Source organism: Cytobacillus spongiae (genome assembly GCF_021390075.1).
Genome location: NZ_CP089997.1, coordinates 683,486 through 699,922, shown reverse-complemented (window position 1 = coordinate 699,922; position 16,437 = coordinate 683,486). Strand labels below are relative to the sequence as shown.

Below are 16,437 nucleotides of genomic sequence, written 5' to 3'. Positions count from 1 at the left end.
CGTCTCTTTTCCCTCGTATTAGGGACGAGGAACCCGTCCCCCTGTCCCTCCCCCTGTCTCTCCTTCTTTGATCTGTTCGATTCGCTTTTTCCCCCAGTCGTACATCATTTCTACAATCGGCAATAGGGTCATTCCTAGTTCTGTCATGGAATATTCGACTTTTGGAGGAACTACTGGGTACACCTCTCTATGAACGATTCCATCTTCCATTAGTTCACGCAATTGGTTTGTTAAGATCTTATGAGATATTTTCGGAAAAAGCTTTTGAAGCTCACTGAAACGATGTGGTCCTTCTACACCTAAATGCCATAAAATAACGACCTTCCATTTTCCGCTAATAATGGATAACGTCAGTTCTTTTTCACAGTGATAATCATTGTTTACTATTCTCTGTTTTATTTCTTCTCTTAATTTGTCAGACATAAAGTAAACTCCTTTTGGATAATAAGTTACCTTTAGGTAACCTCCGCACAAAAAAGTGCATTCTTCACATTGTTGAAAACTGTAAGTAGAATGAAGGTAGTCATCTAAGACCCTTATTCCTCTATTTTAGACAAAAGAACATGTACAGCGTTATTCATTTTACCACCAAAAGTAAGGATCAACCTCACTTTTGATTATTCGATATATATTTAATACACTTGAATACGTCTAAAGTAAATCTAGCTCATTAAAGGAGAGAAAAACATGCAAGCAATCTCAGGAAAAGTAGCATTAATCACAGGAGCAGGACGTGGCATTGGACGAGCGACTGCTATTGCATTTGCAAAAGAAGGAATTCACGTAGGACTTGTAGGTCGCACGATTGAAAATTTACAAGCTGTAGCAGAGGAGCTTAAGCAATATGACGTGAAGGTGGCAATTGCTTCAGCAAACGTCGCTGAGCTAGATTCAATTTCCACAGCCGTTGAATCCATTCGCAAAGAGCTTGGTGCAATTGATATTTTAGTAAACAATGCAGGCATTTCAAAGTTCGGTGGGTTTATGGATTTGACACCTGAAGAATGGACAAATATTATCGATGTCAACGTAAAAGGTGTCTACTACACTACTCGCGCCGTATTACCCGAAATGCTTGAGCGCAACACTGGGGATATTATTAATATTTCATCCACTGCTGGTCAAAAAGGAGCTCCAATTACGAGCGCATATTCTGCTTCCAAAGCAGCCGTTATCGGACTGAGCGAATCATTAATGCTTGAAGTACGCAAGAAAGACATTCGCGTATCAACGTTAACACCAAGCACAGTTGCAACAGATATGGCAGTAGAATTAAACCTAACAGACGGCAATCCTGAAAAAGTGATGCAGGCAGAAGATCTAGCAGACTTAATGGTAGCACAGCTCAAGCTTCATCCTCGAGTAGTGTTAAAACATGCTGGACTGTGGTCAACAAACCCATAGAAAAAAACAGTGCCTACCCCTTATGTACTCGGGTAGGCAATTTTTATATTACGTTTTCTTTCCTACAACAGAAATTAAATTCATAAACCTTCCATTATCAACTGCGACCATCGCTCGGTCTTCAATCGCATATGGATTCTCTGTTCCTAACCAATCCTTCCATGCTTCATCAAAGCCTTCCATTTCGCTTATTTGTGTTAAAGAGAAGGATTCGGATACGGCAAAGGTTTTCTTCCACCATTCAATCGATTGCCACATGGCAAGTGCTTCCTCCGGCCAATACGGCTTCATATCCGCTGGAATATTTTCATGAATCTCGTGCTTCATCCCTGGGAAAGCGATGGCAACAATAGCCTCTTCTTTTAAAAACTTGGACAAGTATTTATCAAAGTACTGATCATTGTTGCCAAAGTAATGATAGGCGTCAATGCTTATCACCGCATCAAAATAATTTTCAGGAAATGGAAGAGCCTTTGCATCCGCATGTATTGGAATAATGGTGTGATCAAGCCCCATACTCTTAAAACGTTTATCATTTTCAGTTGCTGAAATCCATAGATCTACTGCAAAAACTTGGACACCATATTCTTTTGCTAAAAATACTGACGTTAATCCGGTGCCACAGCCTAGATCTAACACACGCATCCCACTTTTTAATGAAACATTCTCAAGCAACTCCTCCAATATTTTCATACTGTTTGGACCCATCATATTCTCATTTATAAAGTTTTTATCATATGTTTCTGATTTCAGATATCTCATTTCTATCTCCTTGAGCAGATTTATTTTATTGTCCACTCAACTAATTATAGTTTATCCAAGATTGGCAGGACAACGACCCCCGTCCCACAAAAAAACTGACCCTAAGCACGGAAAAGTGTCACCGTACCTGGGGTCAGCCATACAAACTGGGACAATGAACCCGTCCCTCTGTCCCGCTTTAATTTTTAAATACACCAAATGGTTTGCCCACTGGTAATACAATTTGTCCATAGTGCGCATTAAGAACTGCCGCTGCGGAGCCATAGAATGAAAGTAACGCAATCAGTAATTCTGAGATGGCCGCTAGCATATGAGAAAACTCATACATAATATCAAATGAGCTTAATGACAATCCGATAAATAAGAAATCGATTAACACAAAGATAAAGAATAATACCTTATGGGTTCCCATAGCTCCGACCGTCATGAATAGGCTGAAGATTAGATAGCCTACGAAAGCTACACCTAACTGTTTCGCATCTGCCATAGCTAGTAAGCTTTCACCGAATGCTCCTGATTGAATCAGCCAGCTTGTCCCAACACCGAACCAAAATAGACCAAATGCTCCAAATGCTGTCGTTCCGAATACATTATTATGCTTAGAATCTAGGATCGCTGCGATTAATTGTGCCAGACCGCCTAGAAAGATCGCCCATGGCAAAATTAACGCCGTTCCTTCTGTTATTCCTAATTTTTGTGATGATGCGACAAGAGTTACCATCGCCAATCCAAACAATCCTAATGCAGATGGATCAGCAGTTACCACTTTTACTGATGTATGATTTTGCTGAATATTCATATGATGTATAATTCCTCCTTGGTCATTTAACTTACTAAGGTTACAAAAAATATATTCTTTTGTCTACATGTGAAATCGTTAACAAAAAAATTTTTTCATACCAAAATAAAACAGTGCCTGACCGCTAATTGGTCAGGCACCAAACCTTAAGGCTTTGGATATAATCAGCCGAGTTTGTTTCCTCGTCAAATCGATAAACGCATGATAGGCCACTTTAAACAACCACGGTTTTATATTACTGATGCCATCTTCTAGCAGCTGTAGATACGCTCGGTAAAACGTTTCCTGGACTAGATCCTCTGCCGTATGGTGATTTTTTGAAAGGGAATACAAATAACGGTATAAATCATCTACATATGCTTCGAATATCCTATCTAATTCCACCGCTTTCCCCCTTACCAATCCACGTTTCAGTTTAATAAAAAGTTGCAAAACCCGCAGATATTTTTTCCATTTTTCCCAAATTGATCATAGCAAATAAATTTGTACCCTATCAATCTTCGAATAAATCCCATCTAGAATAAGCCCGTAGTTTGCCTTCCAAACCTCCTATTTTTACACTCTTTGGATAATGCAGTTATTGAAAATTCCTTTGTCTTATTGAAGACTGAACTTGTTATCTACAGATGTTGGATAATATTGGGCTTTTTGAAAAAGAATTAGAAGTCTGTATTCACTAGTACAATCACAAACGAATAAAGGCAAAATTAAAAAACCTAAGTCCGGTAAAATACCGAACTCAGGTCCTAAATGTAGCCTAAAATATTTGTCTAACTTTATTGGGTCAATCACTGTAGGTCAGGCTTTGTTTAACTTTCACTTTGGGCGGGAACATTTTTCCCATCAAGATTTTTTGCTTGAAACACATCAAGTAATTCACGAACTTCATTTGTTGACTCTGTGTTCATTAGTTGATTTCTTAATTCGCTTGCTCCCCAAAATCCTTTTACGTAAATCTTAAAGAAGCGATGTAGCGCCTTAAATGGTCGCAGCTCTAATTCTGAATATTTATCATGAAGATCCATATGCAGTCTTAGGAGATCGAGCAATTCTTCACTGCTATGATCTTTCGGCTCTTTTTCAAAAGCGAATGGATTATGGAAAATGCCTCGTCCAATCATAACACCATCCACACCATATCGAAGAGCAAGCTCCATACCCATTTGACGGTCAGGAATATCTCCATTAATCGTCAAGAGAGTATTCGGTGCAACATCATCTCGAAGCTTCTTGATCTCTGGAATCAGCTCCCAATGGGCAGCTACTTTGCTCATTTCCTCTCTTGTGCGCAAATGGATAGAAAGATTGGCAATATCCTGTTCCAAAATATGTCTCAGCCAACCATGCCATTCATCAACATGCGTGTAACCAAGTCTTGTCTTTACACTTACGGGCAAGCCTCCTGCTTTGGCCGCTTGAATTAATTCAGCTGCAACATCTGGGCGAAGAATTAAGCCACTTCCCTTTCCATGCCGGGCAACATTCGGTACAGGGCATCCCATATTAATATCTATTCCTTTAAAGCCCATTTCCGCCATCCCAATGCTCATTTGCCGGAAATATTCAGGCTTATCCCCCCAAATATGAGCTACAATCGGTTGTTCATCCTCCGTAAACGTTAAACGGCCACGTACACTCTTGATTCCCTCCGGATGGCAATAGCTATCACTGTTCGTAAACTCTGTAAAAAACACATCCGGTCTAGCCGCTTCACTAACCACATGTCGGAAAACAACATCCGTAACCTCTTCCATTGGTGCTAATATAAAAAATGGTCGTGGTAGATCACGCCAAAAGTTTTCTTTCGTCATTCCATTCAAATCCTCTCATCACGGGATAGAAGAAAACCTTTATCCCAACATTCAACAGCAGAACATTCCCGCTTCCCTTACACTTATACCATGTGAAAGCACTTTTTATCAAACGGATAATAATAACAGAGCATGACTTCCAAGTAATAGTATATAGATTCATGCAGTTTGCTGAGGCATTATTATCTAGCTACGGTACCCTCTATAAAGATCGCTTCTTCCTTACCCATGTGTGCCTGTGGACAATACTCTTCGCAAAATGTATTTGCTTTTTCGTAGCTTCTTCCACCTACATAGATTTTTAACGATGTTTTCCTATATAATTGTTGAGCGATGCTTCCTCCTACTTTTCCATATCCACCTATAATCAAAACCGTTTTTAACATGGCGTATTTCCTTTAATTGCAACAAAAGCTTCCACAAAATAACTCTTAAAATAGGGTATAACCTGAAAAAAATCTTCTTCTTTTAACCATTGATGTAGCAATTCAGTTGAAACGGGATGGGTCGTTTTCCCTAACGATGATTGAAACTGATCTATAGCTTCGTTTGGTACTCTGTTATTTCGTAAATGCTGCTGCCAAAAACGATTCGTCGATTGACTTTCTTCTTCAGCTATAATTGAAGAAATAAAGCAAAGTCCACCAGGTTTTAACCTATTACTAACATCTCTGATAAAATTTTTCTGTTCTTTTAAAAAGTGAAGCATTAAGTGACAAGTGATTACATCATAATTCACCTGCTCAGTCACTTCTCGTAACTCTGTTACGTACCAATTTATTCGTAAAGACGGATTGCTGAGCCTCGCTTTAGCCAAATTGATCATTTGTATAGAAGGATCTAATGCTGTGTACCTAACATTAGGAAATACGGTACTAAGAGTAACAAGTTCTTGCCCCCCTCCTGCTCCTACAACTAGGATGTCCTCTGGTTTTTTGGTTGCCTTAATAATAGCTACCATTTGTTCATATATCAGATCATAACCAGGTATTTTATATCGAATAGTCTGTTGATAGTCTAGTGCATCTTTTCTATCCCAATTTGTACTCATCTTTTTGCCCCTTAATCAATTGGATTATGTTACTTTTTACATTTTTTTCATTAATTGAAAACTCTCCAATAATTGTTACAGGACTACCGCCTAAAACAATAATTCGTGTACTGAAAACGAGTGCTTCTTCAATGTCATGCGTAACCTTCAGTACCGTGGATTGATAATTGTAAAGTACAACCTTCAACCACTTCATTAATTCAATCTTCTATTGATTACCAACCCAACAACATTAATTAATAAAAATATTCATACCATTTCTATAAGTCTCTTCATTTTTTTAGATCTCCTTGTTATAATTTGAAACAATAATCATTCTCAATTGTATAGTTATTTCATTTATTAACCATCCCATAAACAAGGGGGTATCATATGCATAAAGTTACTTCTCGGTACTGGAAGCATGTTTCTGATACTTTACAAAAAAAACACAAAGATTCTTATCAGTATCGAAAGGATTTGATACATAAATTAAGAGAAGTCATTGAATTCGACGCTTATTGCTGCACTGTCATTAATCCAGATACGCTTACATCTGTAGGAGCTGTTACAGAAAGCTCGCTGGAAGATATTCATCATAAACTATTAACTTGTGAGTATTTAGGGAATGATGTACACCTATATGAAGATCTAATTGTCTGCACTTCAAAGGTTGGTAGATTAAGTGATACATTTGGAAAGGTTAAAAGCAGGAGATATGAAACAATATTAAAGCCTCTTCATTTTTCGGATGAAGTACGTGTAGCGTTGATGGATCGAAGTAAATGCTATGGTTTTCTTACATTATTCAGAAAAAAGAATCAGCCCTATTTTTCAGATGAAGCTGTTCAATTGTTAGAGAATCTTTCAGCAATTGCTGGGCAGGCACTTAGAGCATATTACCACTCCCTTTTAGACCAAACTGAAGACAGAAGAATGATAGAGTCAGGAGTTATCATTTTAACAAATAAGCTTCAAATTCAATCAATGAATGACTTAGGATTACAGTGTCTCAACCAATTATGGCAACTTGAAGGTTCTGACAGCCAAGAAACATTGCCAATACCTTTGCAAGCCATCTGTACAAAATTACTTGTCAAAGGGGAAAACTCCTCCCCGTTTTTCATCCCAATAACGGAAAATATGCTTATTACGGCTTCAGCAACTTTTCTATATACAGATCAATCAAAGGATCATACTATTGCCATCACATTAAACAGAGCAACGTCTAAAGATATGCTCTTTTATCTCATGGAAGCATACCAGTTAACATTTCGGGAACAACAGGTTGTCCTAGAATGCTTAAAAGGGTCTTTATCCAAGGAAATAGCGCATCAACTCAATATTTCTTATTATACAGTACAAGATCATTTCAAGGTTATTTTTCAAAAAATAGGGGTTTCTTCACGCAACGAATTAGTTTGGAAGCTTTACAGTAAGTATCATTAAAGTATAAATAAATGAGTTTAAAAAGGGGTAAAAATGCGAAAGCCTTAAGAGCCTTGGCAACGAAGCGATGTAAACTATGTATTTAAGATTTTCACACATTAAAAATTTCGTACTTTGGAGAGCATTCTCACTTCGGAATGCTTCTTTTTGATTTACAAAAAATGTTTACGAATGTTCGAAGTCATAGAACCCCTTTTCCATTTATTAAGTGGATGTGGAAAAGGATTCTAAAATTTGATATTAGCCTATAAAAATATTGTTGATAGGAACCAAAAGATCCCGTTAACTTTCTAACATTCTCTTTATCAAATGATATTAATTTTCATTATTATGAAATATATAATATTGATTATCAAACACTACCTTTTTGGAGGAGCCTATGTTTCAATCGAAAAACACCAAAACCCTTACTACCCTTGCTTTGTTGTCCTCTTTAGCCATTGCACTCATGAGTATCCATGCCATGTTAATGATGCTAATCTATAAGGTCTAAACGTTGGTACTTGAACCAAAGAAATCCATTATTATTGGGATTATTATCGGAAGCATCTCGTTTATAACAACTGGTAAGATTTTTGCGACAGCTAACATCATTATTTTACCTGTCTTTGCATTATCCATTTTTTTACTAAAGCCATATATTTTTTCAATTTAAGACAGAATGTTTAACTGGGGCACCATATCATACAACATGAAAACTAAACTCATTTTAGGGATTATGATTTTCGTTATTCTAATGATTATTAATACAGTTAATGAAATCACCCTTGCACAAATACTAAATATTCCAATTTTTTTCAGGATTTATCGTATCTTTCATTATCTCAATTATTCCAGCTATCATCATTGGCATTTCAGGTATTGAAATTTCAATATATTTCGCTAGTGTGTATTTCCGTTCATTAAATAGTTAAAATTATCAATTCCAGCTCTGTTAGTGATCATCTGTTTCTGCAAAAAATTAAGTTAGGGGGTTACTGTATATTCAAGTATAGTCAGCCCCCTTTTTTTCAACGTTTACTCTTTGTTTTAGGTCTTATAATAAAAAAAATGACAAGCATCAGGGGTTTGCTTATCTGTACATAGTTCTGTTCAAAAAAAACACCAAAGTATCGAGTACAGTGGTGTTTTGGACAGATTGTGCTTTTGGAATAAAGCCAAGATACCCTTATTTATTCATTTGAATGCTTTACCGCTCTTTATATGCAGGTAAATTGGTGCAATCTTTTCAAAGATTGTAGCAGTTTGACTATAGAAAAATCACCTATCTAATTCCCTCTTCATCTTTAACTCAAATCCCTAACATTCTTTTTAGTCACGATATTCAGGAAGGGAAGAGTTTACGATCAACAAAGTCTCTCTTTTCAACTTATGAGTGTCTACAAATCTTAGAGGTGGAATATTCAAACTGTTGGTTTCTATTCAGTCAAGATAATTTCAAATTGACTCTACCACTTCTAAGCCATAATTATTTGATTACTTCTCACTCAATGCAACCACCATCAATAATTTATGTAAATATTCATTTTCCCTCTAGTGAGGACCTCAATTATTCGCTTTAAAAAAATGCCTGACCTTAAGTTCGCTAACGCATTAGCTTACTTGAAAGTCAGGCACCATTTAAAATAAGAATGACCAATAAAGAGTCCCATTATTAATCTAATTACCATTCACCCATTCGACCTTAACTTCCCGTAATACGTCCTCATTTTGACGGATCTCAGAAACATAGGAACAGATTGCAATTTCTATATTGGTTCCTTTAAATAGATTAATGGCAGATGCGGGAAATTGTAGGCTGTCGTAAGTCGCATTCTCTTCAAAATGACGAACTCCTTTTTTGTTAAGTATCTCTTTTGCAATTTTCTTGTCTGCACCAAAGACTTTTGCTGACTTAATGAAAAAGTCCTTTTCGGAAAAAGAATAGAGTTTGGAAAGGTTGGTTTTCTTATTTTGTTGATATAGCTGTCCAGTATGCTTATTCTCTAACGAGCAATAATGTACTCCCAATCCTACCGATTGTTCTGAAGCATATTGCAGTAAATGATAAGATTCCTCTTCACTTTTATCCACAGCAAGTCCTCCAGCGTACCAATAATTATAATAGGTTTCAAACGGAGGGAATTTCAGCTCATAGCCTCGTTCTTGAAATTCCTTTGAATTATGCATTGGGAAGCAAAATTCTAACAGGTTTATTCCATTTACCCCAATTTCATCGAGCCGATGTAAAATTTTTTTCATTAGCTCTAGTGTACCAGGGATAACAGGCATTTCAACAACGATAAAAGGTATATATTCCTTAGCTAGAATCATTAGCTCATATAGATTTTCAAGCTTTTCTTCAGATTCCTCTTGTTTTATACTAAAGCGAATTTCATTCAGATTGGCGCTTTTTAAAGCTCTTAAGATATCCCTTGTTATTAAATCTCCAGCTGTATAAAGGCGCGTATAAGTGCTATTGGAATGTCTGTCGATATATTCAAAGAATTCCACAGCCTGTTTCGGATGAAGAAGGGGCTCACCACCTGTAAGTGCAATATGGTCAAACTTTTCACCTCTATTAAGCCTATGCTGAATTTCAGCAGTAACATCATGTTCTTTCATTCGAAAGTCCCCATAGTTTTCCTGATTAGGATTAAAGCAAAAGAAACATTTCTTATGACATTTAAAGGAAATAAAGGTTGTATGACTTTTCTCGCCTGTTTTACAAGCTTTACAGGCTGGAGATATCCAATTTAAATAAAGGCTTTTATTTTCATTTCTTGGGACAATTCGCTTCTTTTCTAGAATATTCTCTAACATAATCTCTTTTCGTTCATTACTAAAAGGTAGCCCAATCCCTTCAATCATTCGATTTGTTTGTTCTTCAATACTCAAGTATTGTGTTACATATGAGCGAAATGATGGGTTGTTAATTTCGTTGATATTGTCTCTTGTGATCGTTTTTATCATAGATAACACCCTTTTCAATTTTATGGTCTTTAATCGATAGCAAAACAGGATTTCTGTCTTTACAGAAATCCTTTAATAATATGTTGATCATCTAAATGATGTTTTTATCTTAATTCAGTACTTCATAGGGCGGGTTATTCACTTTTCTTGTCTTTCTCGTTAGGATTAGCCATCTCTATAACATTTTCTTTCTCATCATCTATTAATTCTTTCGTTGATTTCTTAAATTCCTTCAATGTTTGTCCAATGGCTCTTCCCATTTCTGGAAGCTTTTTAGGACCAAAAATCATTAGTGCAAGAACAAGTATCAGTATTAATCCTGGAATACCTATATTAGAAAACATAGCAATCCCTCTCTTTGATTTTATAGAAGACTTCTTCATGTTGAACTGGAAACGACAGATCACGAAAGCATGGACTGGTTCAAAAAGCTCTTTCTTTTCCTACAAGCTATACATTCTTCTTCTTTTTCACTTAGTGAATAAACTGTTTTGTTACAGGATTCACAAGTTGTTTGGAAAATAGGGAGTATTGTTTTTTCTTCATTAGAGATCTGTTCCTCGACCATTATTGCTTTTTGAGGACAAGTATCCACACAAAGATTACACATTGAACAGCCTTGTGAAGAAATGGTGAATTTTCCCTCGTTAATTTCAAAACAATCTTTTTTACAAAGTTTTTTACATGTGTTACATAATGAGCACTTTTCTATATCAATCGTAATTTTTGCAAATTGATAGTCAGGATAGTATTTCGGCAAGTTAAAATCATTTTGATTAAAACGCCATTTTGCTGGTGCAACTTGTTTAGCAACTGACTTGCTTTCCAGTGCCCAAAAAGCAAATAATTCCCTTCTCGAAAAATATTCCTCTTCCCTAACCGATTTCACACATGAAGAAACTAAGTCTTCACCCAGCTGCTCTAATAAAATATTGGCTTTGTTTATTGAGCCTTCACATAACTTTAATAAAGTTGGAGATTCACTAATAACTACCTTAACTCCTTTTTTATAAAGGATTAATAACTCTTTTGTAGTTGGGATTCTTTCGTCTTTAATAACTAATTGATTTTGTATAATTGTTCTTTGTGGATAAATGCCAGCAACTGCTTGAACTGGACAAGCAGATATGCAATGACCACATTCCAAACACTTATTATGGTTAATTGACGGGATACCCTTTTTTATTTTGACAGCATTCACTTCACAAGCAAGTACACATTGTTCACAATGAGAACGAGGACTAACTAAGCGAGTACAAGCTGGTAATATATGATAGTCGAAATCCAAACTTTCTACCCATTTGCTTAATAATCCCATCAGACTCACCTCATTATTAATCGATAGGAGAGACCTAAATCTCCCCTATTTTTCACCCGACTATTATGGATACTCCCGTTGCATAAAAAATATATCTACCTAAGAACTCACCTACTAAGACTAATGTTAATGCAACTAGATATAAAGTCATCTGCGATTTCTCTCTACGATCACGATACAAAAGAAATCCGATAGTACCTATTCCAATAAAGGATAGAGCCCATCTAATCACAGTAGAGATTGCATAAGTTCCAGTAATAAGACTTGCAGATTCAAGACCAGCTTGTCCACTACCGGATAAGCCAGATACATAAATAGGTAAATAAATTAGTTGAGCAATCATTGCTCCAAGACCTACTAACCCAATTCCCTTAATAACACTAGTTAAGGCTTCCGTCTTTTCTTCTTTACTGATAAGAATGAAAATCATAGATGTAACTGAACCGAAAAGAATAGTTGTTCCATAAAAAGCTAGATACGTATTGACATCGGTCCATGCTGGTTTGATAGAAGAAGCATAGATGCTTGCCATACAGAAAATGGCACCTAAACCAACAAAGGAGGTCACCCAACCCACTATTTGATTCCATTTTCTTTTAAGGTCTAAATAGAACGATACGCCCCAAAGAGCAAAGAATGCAGCAGTAAACACGATTTCTCTGCTCAACCAGGATGAATCTAAATTTAGAAGAGAACGATACGCCCCGAATGGATCTCCTAAATGGAATAATGAGAAAACTAAAGCAAGTGCAAGAACTGGACCTACAAGAAATAATCCACGCTTTGTTACATTAATTCCTAGATTGTTCCCAAGCTTTTTGTTATACGCACGTATAATAACAAAAAAGATGTATGCTCCCACTCCAAACTGGGTTAGAAGGGTAAATAGCAACAATGGCCATTCTTCAGCAAACATATAAATTACCTCCTACTTCAGTGTATTGAGGTAATGTTAAGAACCTAAAGAGTTCTTAACATTACCAATTTTGTTTTCTCTCGTTCAAGCTCTAATTCATCGCTTCTGGCTTCGCATTAACGGTAATTGAAGGCTTCGTAATATTAGCACCTGGTAAGACCTTAAGATTATCGTTCGCACCATATTTCTTTCTTAATTCCTCAATATCACCGAATTCGATTGCTCTCATTGGACAAGAGTCCACACAAACAGGATTCAAACCTTGGTCGACTAAATTTGCACAGCCATCACATTTTCCAACTTTCCCTTGCTCTTCTAGATATTGAGGGCGTTCATAAGGGCAAGACCACATACACATTTTACAGCCGATACATTTTTCTCGATCTTGAACAACTAAACCATCAGATTCTCGCTTATAAATAGCACCTGTCGGACAGTTATCAGCGCACTTTGGTTCTTCACAGTGGTTACAGCCTAGGGAAAGATAATATCCCCATACATTTGGGAATGTTCCACCTTCAAATTCGTATACCTTTCTAAACAACTCTCCCACCTTTAAATCATTCGTATCTTTACATGCGATCTGACAAGCTTTACATCCCGTACAAATTGTTGAGTCATAATAGAAACCCTTCTGTTTCATAATCCGTCACCTCCTAGAAAATAACTCTCTGTTCCCATTCCCAATCGGGTTTTAATGGTTCACCTTTATACTTTTGAACATTTACAATCGTTGTGTTCCATGGTTCTTCCCCTTGACCGCTTAATCGTGCTCCGCAAAGGATATTGGTTGCCCCAGCTTTATCTATGCCTGTTTTCTCATCAATCTCAACCCAAGCACCTTCTCCAAGGAACACAACTCCTGGCATACAAGTTTCAGTAAGTGCTACTGGACGAATCACTTTTCCATATTCACTCTCAATAAGAACGGTATCCCCATCTTTAAGACCTTGTGCTTCCCCATCTCTTTTATTCATAAAGAATTCTTGTGGGTATGCTTCTCTAAGTTGCGGTACGTTATCAAATACTGAGTGAGATCGTCTTCCATAATGGATGGTTACGAGCTGGAATGGATATTTCCCTTTTTTCTTATTTTCCCAGTTTTCGAATGTTGCTTCATAGCCATCTAATGGAGCTTCGTATTTTGCAATTGGTGAAATGGTTGTTAAACCATACGCTGCGATTTTGTCCACTAATGGTTGGCAGTGTATTTCAAACTTACCACTCTTAGTGGGGATTGGATTTTCTTCAGGATTTTTTACGAAAGCCTCACATTTAATTTCTCCTAACTTATCATTTGGTGAGCGAGGAACTTGATATACACCTTGTTCTACTATATCGCTTAACGTAATTTTACCTTTTTGTGGTTTACCATCTACATTCCACTCTTTAATATCTTTCTCTGTAATGGTGACGAGTGGAACATAATTTTCTCCATCTTCTGTAATGACTTCTGCTCCTGCTAAACTATTAAACAACTGCTGTTTTTCAGTAATTGGATAAATTTTATTAGGATCTAATCCAAGACGCTTAGCTAGCTCTCTGTCCATCCATTCTTCTGTTTTCGCTTCGAAAATCGGCTCAACAATTTTTTGAGAAATTACAATTGCTTCCGGATTACCACTAAGTATTTTCCCATCTTTTTCCCATTCGGTTGTGGCTGGTAACACAATATCTGCGTATTTAGAAATGGTTGAAAGTACGATATCATTTGTAAAAATCGCATCTACCTTACGGAAGGCTTTTATCCCTTTATTAATATCTGATGATTGATTTAAAAAGTTATAGCCGCTTCCATCACGTACTAACCAAAGCATGCGAATATCGCATTTCACTTTTCCACGGCCAGCAGTTGCTGTATACTCCCCATTTAGAATCGCATCGTAGGTTTCACAATAAGCCATTCCATGAGCTTCGAGGTTTGTTGGGTTTGCCCAACGGTAACCATCATAGGCACCATATGTGGCATCGGGGAATAATGGGTTAACAGCTGGTGGAAGCCCTCCACTTCCTCCACGAACAAGCGTTTTCCCTCCATAACTTTGTCTTTTCCCATAGTTCATAGCAAAAACCCCAGATCCTGGTTTACCAACATTTCCAGTCATCCAACCAACTGTGAGGAATGCCTGACAAAATTGCTGACCTCTATACGTACGAGCAGGTGCAAAGGATGATGTGAAAATCATTGGCTTTATTGTAGCTATTTCATGAGCAAATTCTCTAATTACTTTCACATCAGTACCACAAATTTCCGAAGCCCATTCAGGTGTTTTTGGAACACCGTCATAAGTTCCAAGTACATAATCCTTGAAATTTTCCTTCGGATCAGCACCTTCAGGCATATGGTCCTTGTCAAATCCTACCGTACAGCGGTTAAGGAAGTCTTGATCCTGCAAGTTATTTTCAATCATATAATAAGCCATTCCAAGCAAGAGGGCTGTATCTGTTCCTGGCCGGCACGGAATATGCTTATCTGCTAGAGTCTTAACAGATGGACTGACAGAAGGATCGACAAAGATGAATTTTGCACCAGCTTTTTTCGCTTGTAAAAGATTGTAGCTTGGGTTTCCAAGATTGGATCGAGTTGGATTTGAACCCCACATCACAATAAGCTTCGCATTACGCCAATCCAATCTGTCATTTCCGCTCCATGACATAAATCCTGCCATAGTTTCCTGTGGGATTGACCATGCCCCTGATGAAGATGAGCCCCAGCGAACCATCGCTCCACCATAGAAATTTAGAAGACGGCTAGTTCCAACAATAGATTTATTACCATAGTTCTCTTTCACTCTTTTTAACTCAGTGGCAATCAAATCAAGCGCCTCATCCCAAGATATGCGGACCCATTCGTCTTTTCCTCGTAGCTCTTTCTTTCCGCCACCAGGCTCCCAGTTTTTACGTTTCATTGGATATTTAATTCTATCTGCTCCAAATACTTGATGTCTTTGTGAACGTCCACGGTGGCACCCTCTTTGTTGTGGATAATCTGGACTATCTTCGTGCGTATCATCCGTTTTCTGTCTTACAACCACACCATCAACCACTAGTGCTTTGTTAAGGCAACGTCCTCCACAATTATGCCAGCAAGCGGCTGTCATCCATTTTCCTTCTGTTTCTAGTTTTTCTGCTGCTACTCTTGAATCAATTTTTGTCAGACCATATGATGGCACAACTGCAGCGGCTGTTAATGCTGTACTCCAACCTAGAAATGCTTTGCGGCTCATTCGATGATCCAATGCTTTCTTTAAAAAGTTTGACATAAAAACACCTCCAGTGTTTATATCCTTAACTTAGAAGACAACTCATCTAAGCAAGTCTGATCGATTATCAAAAATCCATTAAGGACGTTAACCATACCTTTATAGAAATTGGTATCAGCGTGCTCAATAACGTTACTTCTAAACATAGGAATCCAATTTAATAAATGCTCTCTCAGGAAATATCTTTGGTCAGTCAATATTTTAATTAATTGAGGGATATCATCATTGATTAATAGTTCATTAGTTAATTTGCTAAGCTGATACATGAAATCGAGTTCCAATCCTAAATGATCTTCTGCTTCTCTCCCATAATGGAATGGTTCAAAGGAATATTCTAGATAAAATCTCCTTACCCGTAATGTTTCTTCTTGAAAGAGAAGTCCGTCTTTGTTTACATAAGAAGATCCCCACATTGGAGCTGGTAATTGATATGGACCAATGAACATTTTGGTATAGTCCCAGTGAAGTCCATCAAAATTTGAATTCATATCAAATATTTCAAAATAATGGTTAACTAAATCTACACCTTCTATTAGTAATGTGTGTTCTTCTTTGAAGGGAAAAAATTTGATAACACCATCCTGAAATTTTTCAACTAGTTCCTTCGTTGGTTCTTCTAAAAAAGTTCTACGTAGAATGTCATAAGCGAACACTCTCAGCTCTAGTAGATTTTGAATCTCCTTTAAATCGGTTTGAATAACCTGATTCATCTTAGTTCCACCTCTTTCGATTG

At 37.0% G+C, this 16,437-nt stretch carries 18 protein-coding genes and 1 pseudogene; 4 read left to right on the top strand and 15 right to left on the bottom strand.

Translation table 11 applies throughout. The features are described from left to right. Positions 1–18 precede the first annotated feature (18 nt). Positions 19–423: a winged helix-turn-helix transcriptional regulator gene (locus LS684_RS03635; protein ID WP_233810040.1), complete on the bottom strand. Its 405-nt coding sequence runs from the start codon at positions 421–423 to the stop codon at positions 19–21. A gap of 264 nt (positions 424–687) precedes the next feature. On the opposite strand from LS684_RS03635, the gene LS684_RS03630 reads away from it, so the two are divergent. Then, positions 688–1,404 (top strand): 3-ketoacyl-ACP reductase, encoded by a 717-nt coding sequence (locus tag LS684_RS03630; RefSeq protein WP_233810038.1) that lies wholly within the window; start codon positions 688–690, stop codon positions 1,402–1,404. A 48-nt stretch (positions 1,405–1,452) separates the two neighbouring features. On the opposite strand, the gene LS684_RS03625 is transcribed toward LS684_RS03630, so the two are convergent. The 3 genes from LS684_RS03625 to LS684_RS03615 all read right to left on the bottom strand — a co-directional run bounded on the left by LS684_RS03625 (position 1,453) and on the right by LS684_RS03615 (position 3,349). After that, on the bottom strand, positions 1,453–2,166 hold the full coding sequence (locus LS684_RS03625) for an SAM-dependent methyltransferase (RefSeq protein ID WP_233810036.1): 714 nt from the start codon (positions 2,164–2,166) through the stop codon (positions 1,453–1,455). Between the two features lie 178 nt (positions 2,167–2,344). Then, positions 2,345–2,965: an acetate uptake transporter gene (locus LS684_RS03620; protein WP_233810034.1), complete on the bottom strand. Its 621-nt coding sequence runs from the start codon at positions 2,963–2,965 to the stop codon at positions 2,345–2,347. 132 nt (positions 2,966–3,097) lie between these two features. Beyond that, positions 3,098–3,349 (bottom strand): sigma factor, encoded by a 252-nt coding sequence (locus tag LS684_RS03615; protein ID WP_233810032.1) that lies wholly within the window; start codon positions 3,347–3,349, stop codon positions 3,098–3,100. A 180-nt stretch (positions 3,350–3,529) separates the two neighbouring features. Here LS684_RS03615 and LS684_RS03610 point away from each other — a divergent pair. Then, positions 3,530–3,726, top strand: a pseudogene (locus LS684_RS03610) (IS3 family transposase); the annotation flags it as partial. Positions 3,727–3,774: 48 nt separating this feature from the next. Here LS684_RS03610 and LS684_RS03605 read toward each other — a convergent pair. From LS684_RS03605 to LS684_RS03590, 4 genes are all read right to left on the bottom strand, one after another. Further along, entirely contained in the window at positions 3,775–4,776 is a 1,002-nt protein-coding gene (locus LS684_RS03605) for a tRNA dihydrouridine synthase (protein WP_233810030.1), read from the bottom strand. Between the two features lie 182 nt (positions 4,777–4,958). Further along, complete coding sequence (locus LS684_RS03600; protein ID WP_233810028.1) at positions 4,959–5,162, bottom strand: NAD(P)-binding domain-containing protein; 204 nt, start codon at positions 5,160–5,162, stop codon at positions 4,959–4,961. Beyond that, positions 5,156–5,827 carry a class I SAM-dependent methyltransferase gene (locus LS684_RS03595; RefSeq protein WP_233810026.1) on the bottom strand — a complete coding sequence of 224 codons (672 nt, stop codon included), beginning with the start codon at positions 5,825–5,827 and terminating at the stop codon, positions 5,156–5,158. Before LS684_RS03595 ends, LS684_RS03600 begins: the two co-directional genes overlap by 7 nt. Beyond that, positions 5,808–6,023, bottom strand: coding sequence for a P-loop NTPase family protein (locus LS684_RS03590; protein ID WP_233810024.1), 216 nt, complete (start codon positions 6,021–6,023; stop codon positions 5,808–5,810). The genes LS684_RS03595 and LS684_RS03590 overlap by 20 nt, the downstream gene beginning before the upstream one ends. Positions 6,024–6,199: 176 nt before the next feature. On the opposite strand from LS684_RS03590, the gene LS684_RS03585 reads away from it, so the two are divergent. Together LS684_RS03585 and LS684_RS03580 are read left to right on the top strand one after the other, a co-directional pair. Beyond that, positions 6,200–7,255, top strand: a complete 1,056-nt coding sequence (locus tag LS684_RS03585) for a helix-turn-helix transcriptional regulator (protein WP_233810022.1) — start codon at positions 6,200–6,202, stop codon at positions 7,253–7,255. 496 nt (positions 7,256–7,751) lie between these two features. Beyond that, on the top strand, positions 7,752–7,910 hold the full coding sequence (locus LS684_RS03580) for a hypothetical protein (protein ID WP_233810020.1): 159 nt from the start codon (positions 7,752–7,754) through the stop codon (positions 7,908–7,910). A gap of 1,004 nt (positions 7,911–8,914) precedes the next feature. Here LS684_RS03580 and LS684_RS03575 read toward each other — a convergent pair. The 7 genes from LS684_RS03575 to LS684_RS03545 all read right to left on the bottom strand — a co-directional run bounded on the left by LS684_RS03575 (position 8,915) and on the right by LS684_RS03545 (position 16,414). Continuing rightward, a complete protein-coding gene (locus LS684_RS03575; RefSeq protein ID WP_233810018.1) occupies positions 8,915–10,207 on the bottom strand; it encodes a radical SAM protein in 1,293 nt (430 codons plus the stop codon). 134 nt (positions 10,208–10,341) lie between these two features. Then, entirely contained in the window at positions 10,342–10,551 is a 210-nt protein-coding gene (locus tag LS684_RS03570) for a twin-arginine translocase TatA/TatE family subunit (RefSeq protein ID WP_233810016.1), read from the bottom strand. 59 nt (positions 10,552–10,610) lie between these two features. Continuing rightward, on the bottom strand, positions 10,611–11,525 hold the full coding sequence (locus tag LS684_RS03565; protein WP_233810014.1) for a 4Fe-4S dicluster domain-containing protein: 915 nt from the start codon (positions 11,523–11,525) through the stop codon (positions 10,611–10,613). A 52-nt stretch (positions 11,526–11,577) separates the two neighbouring features. Beyond that, on the bottom strand, positions 11,578–12,441 hold the full coding sequence (locus LS684_RS03560) for a dimethyl sulfoxide reductase anchor subunit family protein (RefSeq protein WP_233810012.1): 864 nt from the start codon (positions 12,439–12,441) through the stop codon (positions 11,578–11,580). A gap of 91 nt (positions 12,442–12,532) precedes the next feature. Further along, the gene (locus tag LS684_RS03555; protein ID WP_233810010.1) at positions 12,533–13,084 is read right to left on the bottom strand and encodes a DMSO/selenate family reductase complex B subunit; all 552 of its coding nucleotides are present in this window, start codon (positions 13,082–13,084) and stop codon (positions 12,533–12,535) included. Positions 13,085–13,097: 13 nt separating this feature from the next. Beyond that, complete coding sequence (locus LS684_RS03550; protein ID WP_233810008.1) at positions 13,098–15,704, bottom strand: molybdopterin-dependent oxidoreductase; 2,607 nt, start codon at positions 15,702–15,704, stop codon at positions 13,098–13,100. Between the two features lie 17 nt (positions 15,705–15,721). Further along, positions 15,722–16,414 carry a TorD/DmsD family molecular chaperone gene (locus tag LS684_RS03545; protein WP_233810006.1) on the bottom strand — a complete coding sequence of 231 codons (693 nt, stop codon included), beginning with the start codon at positions 16,412–16,414 and terminating at the stop codon, positions 15,722–15,724. Between the last annotated feature and the right edge of the window lie 23 nt (positions 16,415–16,437).

Bases quoted from the DNA above. Each gene is read 5' to 3' on its own strand.
- LS684_RS03635 (WP_233810040.1), bottom strand. From the start codon at position 423: ATGTCTGACAAATTAAGAGAAGAAATAAAACAGAGAATAGTAAACAAT.
- LS684_RS03630 (WP_233810038.1), top strand. From the start codon at position 688: ATGCAAGCAATCTCAGGAAAAGTAGCATTAATCACAGGAGCAGGACGT.
- LS684_RS03625 (WP_233810036.1), bottom strand. From the start codon at position 2,166: ATGAGATATCTGAAATCAGAAACATATGATAAAAACTTTATAAATGAG.
- LS684_RS03620 (WP_233810034.1), bottom strand. From the start codon at position 2,965: ATGAATATTCAGCAAAATCATACATCAGTAAAAGTGGTAACTGCTGAT.
- LS684_RS03605 (WP_233810030.1), bottom strand. From the start codon at position 4,776: ATGACGAAAGAAAACTTTTGGCGTGATCTACCACGACCATTTTTTATA.
- LS684_RS03600 (WP_233810028.1), bottom strand. From the start codon at position 5,162: ATGTTAAAAACGGTTTTGATTATAGGTGGATATGGAAAAGTAGGAGGA.
- LS684_RS03595 (WP_233810026.1), bottom strand. From the start codon at position 5,827: ATGAGTACAAATTGGGATAGAAAAGATGCACTAGACTATCAACAGACT.
- LS684_RS03590 (WP_233810024.1), bottom strand. From the start codon at position 6,023: ATGAAGTGGTTGAAGGTTGTACTTTACAATTATCAATCCACGGTACTG.
- LS684_RS03585 (WP_233810022.1), top strand. From the start codon at position 6,200: ATGCATAAAGTTACTTCTCGGTACTGGAAGCATGTTTCTGATACTTTA.
- LS684_RS03575 (WP_233810018.1), bottom strand. From the start codon at position 10,207: ATGATAAAAACGATCACAAGAGACAATATCAACGAAATTAACAACCCA.
- LS684_RS03570 (WP_233810016.1), bottom strand. From the start codon at position 10,551: ATGTTTTCTAATATAGGTATTCCAGGATTAATACTGATACTTGTTCTT.
- LS684_RS03565 (WP_233810014.1), bottom strand. From the start codon at position 11,525: ATGGGATTATTAAGCAAATGGGTAGAAAGTTTGGATTTCGACTATCAT.
- LS684_RS03560 (WP_233810012.1), bottom strand. From the start codon at position 12,441: ATGTTTGCTGAAGAATGGCCATTGTTGCTATTTACCCTTCTAACCCAG.
- LS684_RS03555 (WP_233810010.1), bottom strand. From the start codon at position 13,084: ATGAAACAGAAGGGTTTCTATTATGACTCAACAATTTGTACGGGATGT.
- LS684_RS03550 (WP_233810008.1), bottom strand. From the start codon at position 15,704: ATGTCAAACTTTTTAAAGAAAGCATTGGATCATCGAATGAGCCGCAAA.
- LS684_RS03545 (WP_233810006.1), bottom strand. From the start codon at position 16,414: ATGAATCAGGTTATTCAAACCGATTTAAAGGAGATTCAAAATCTACTA.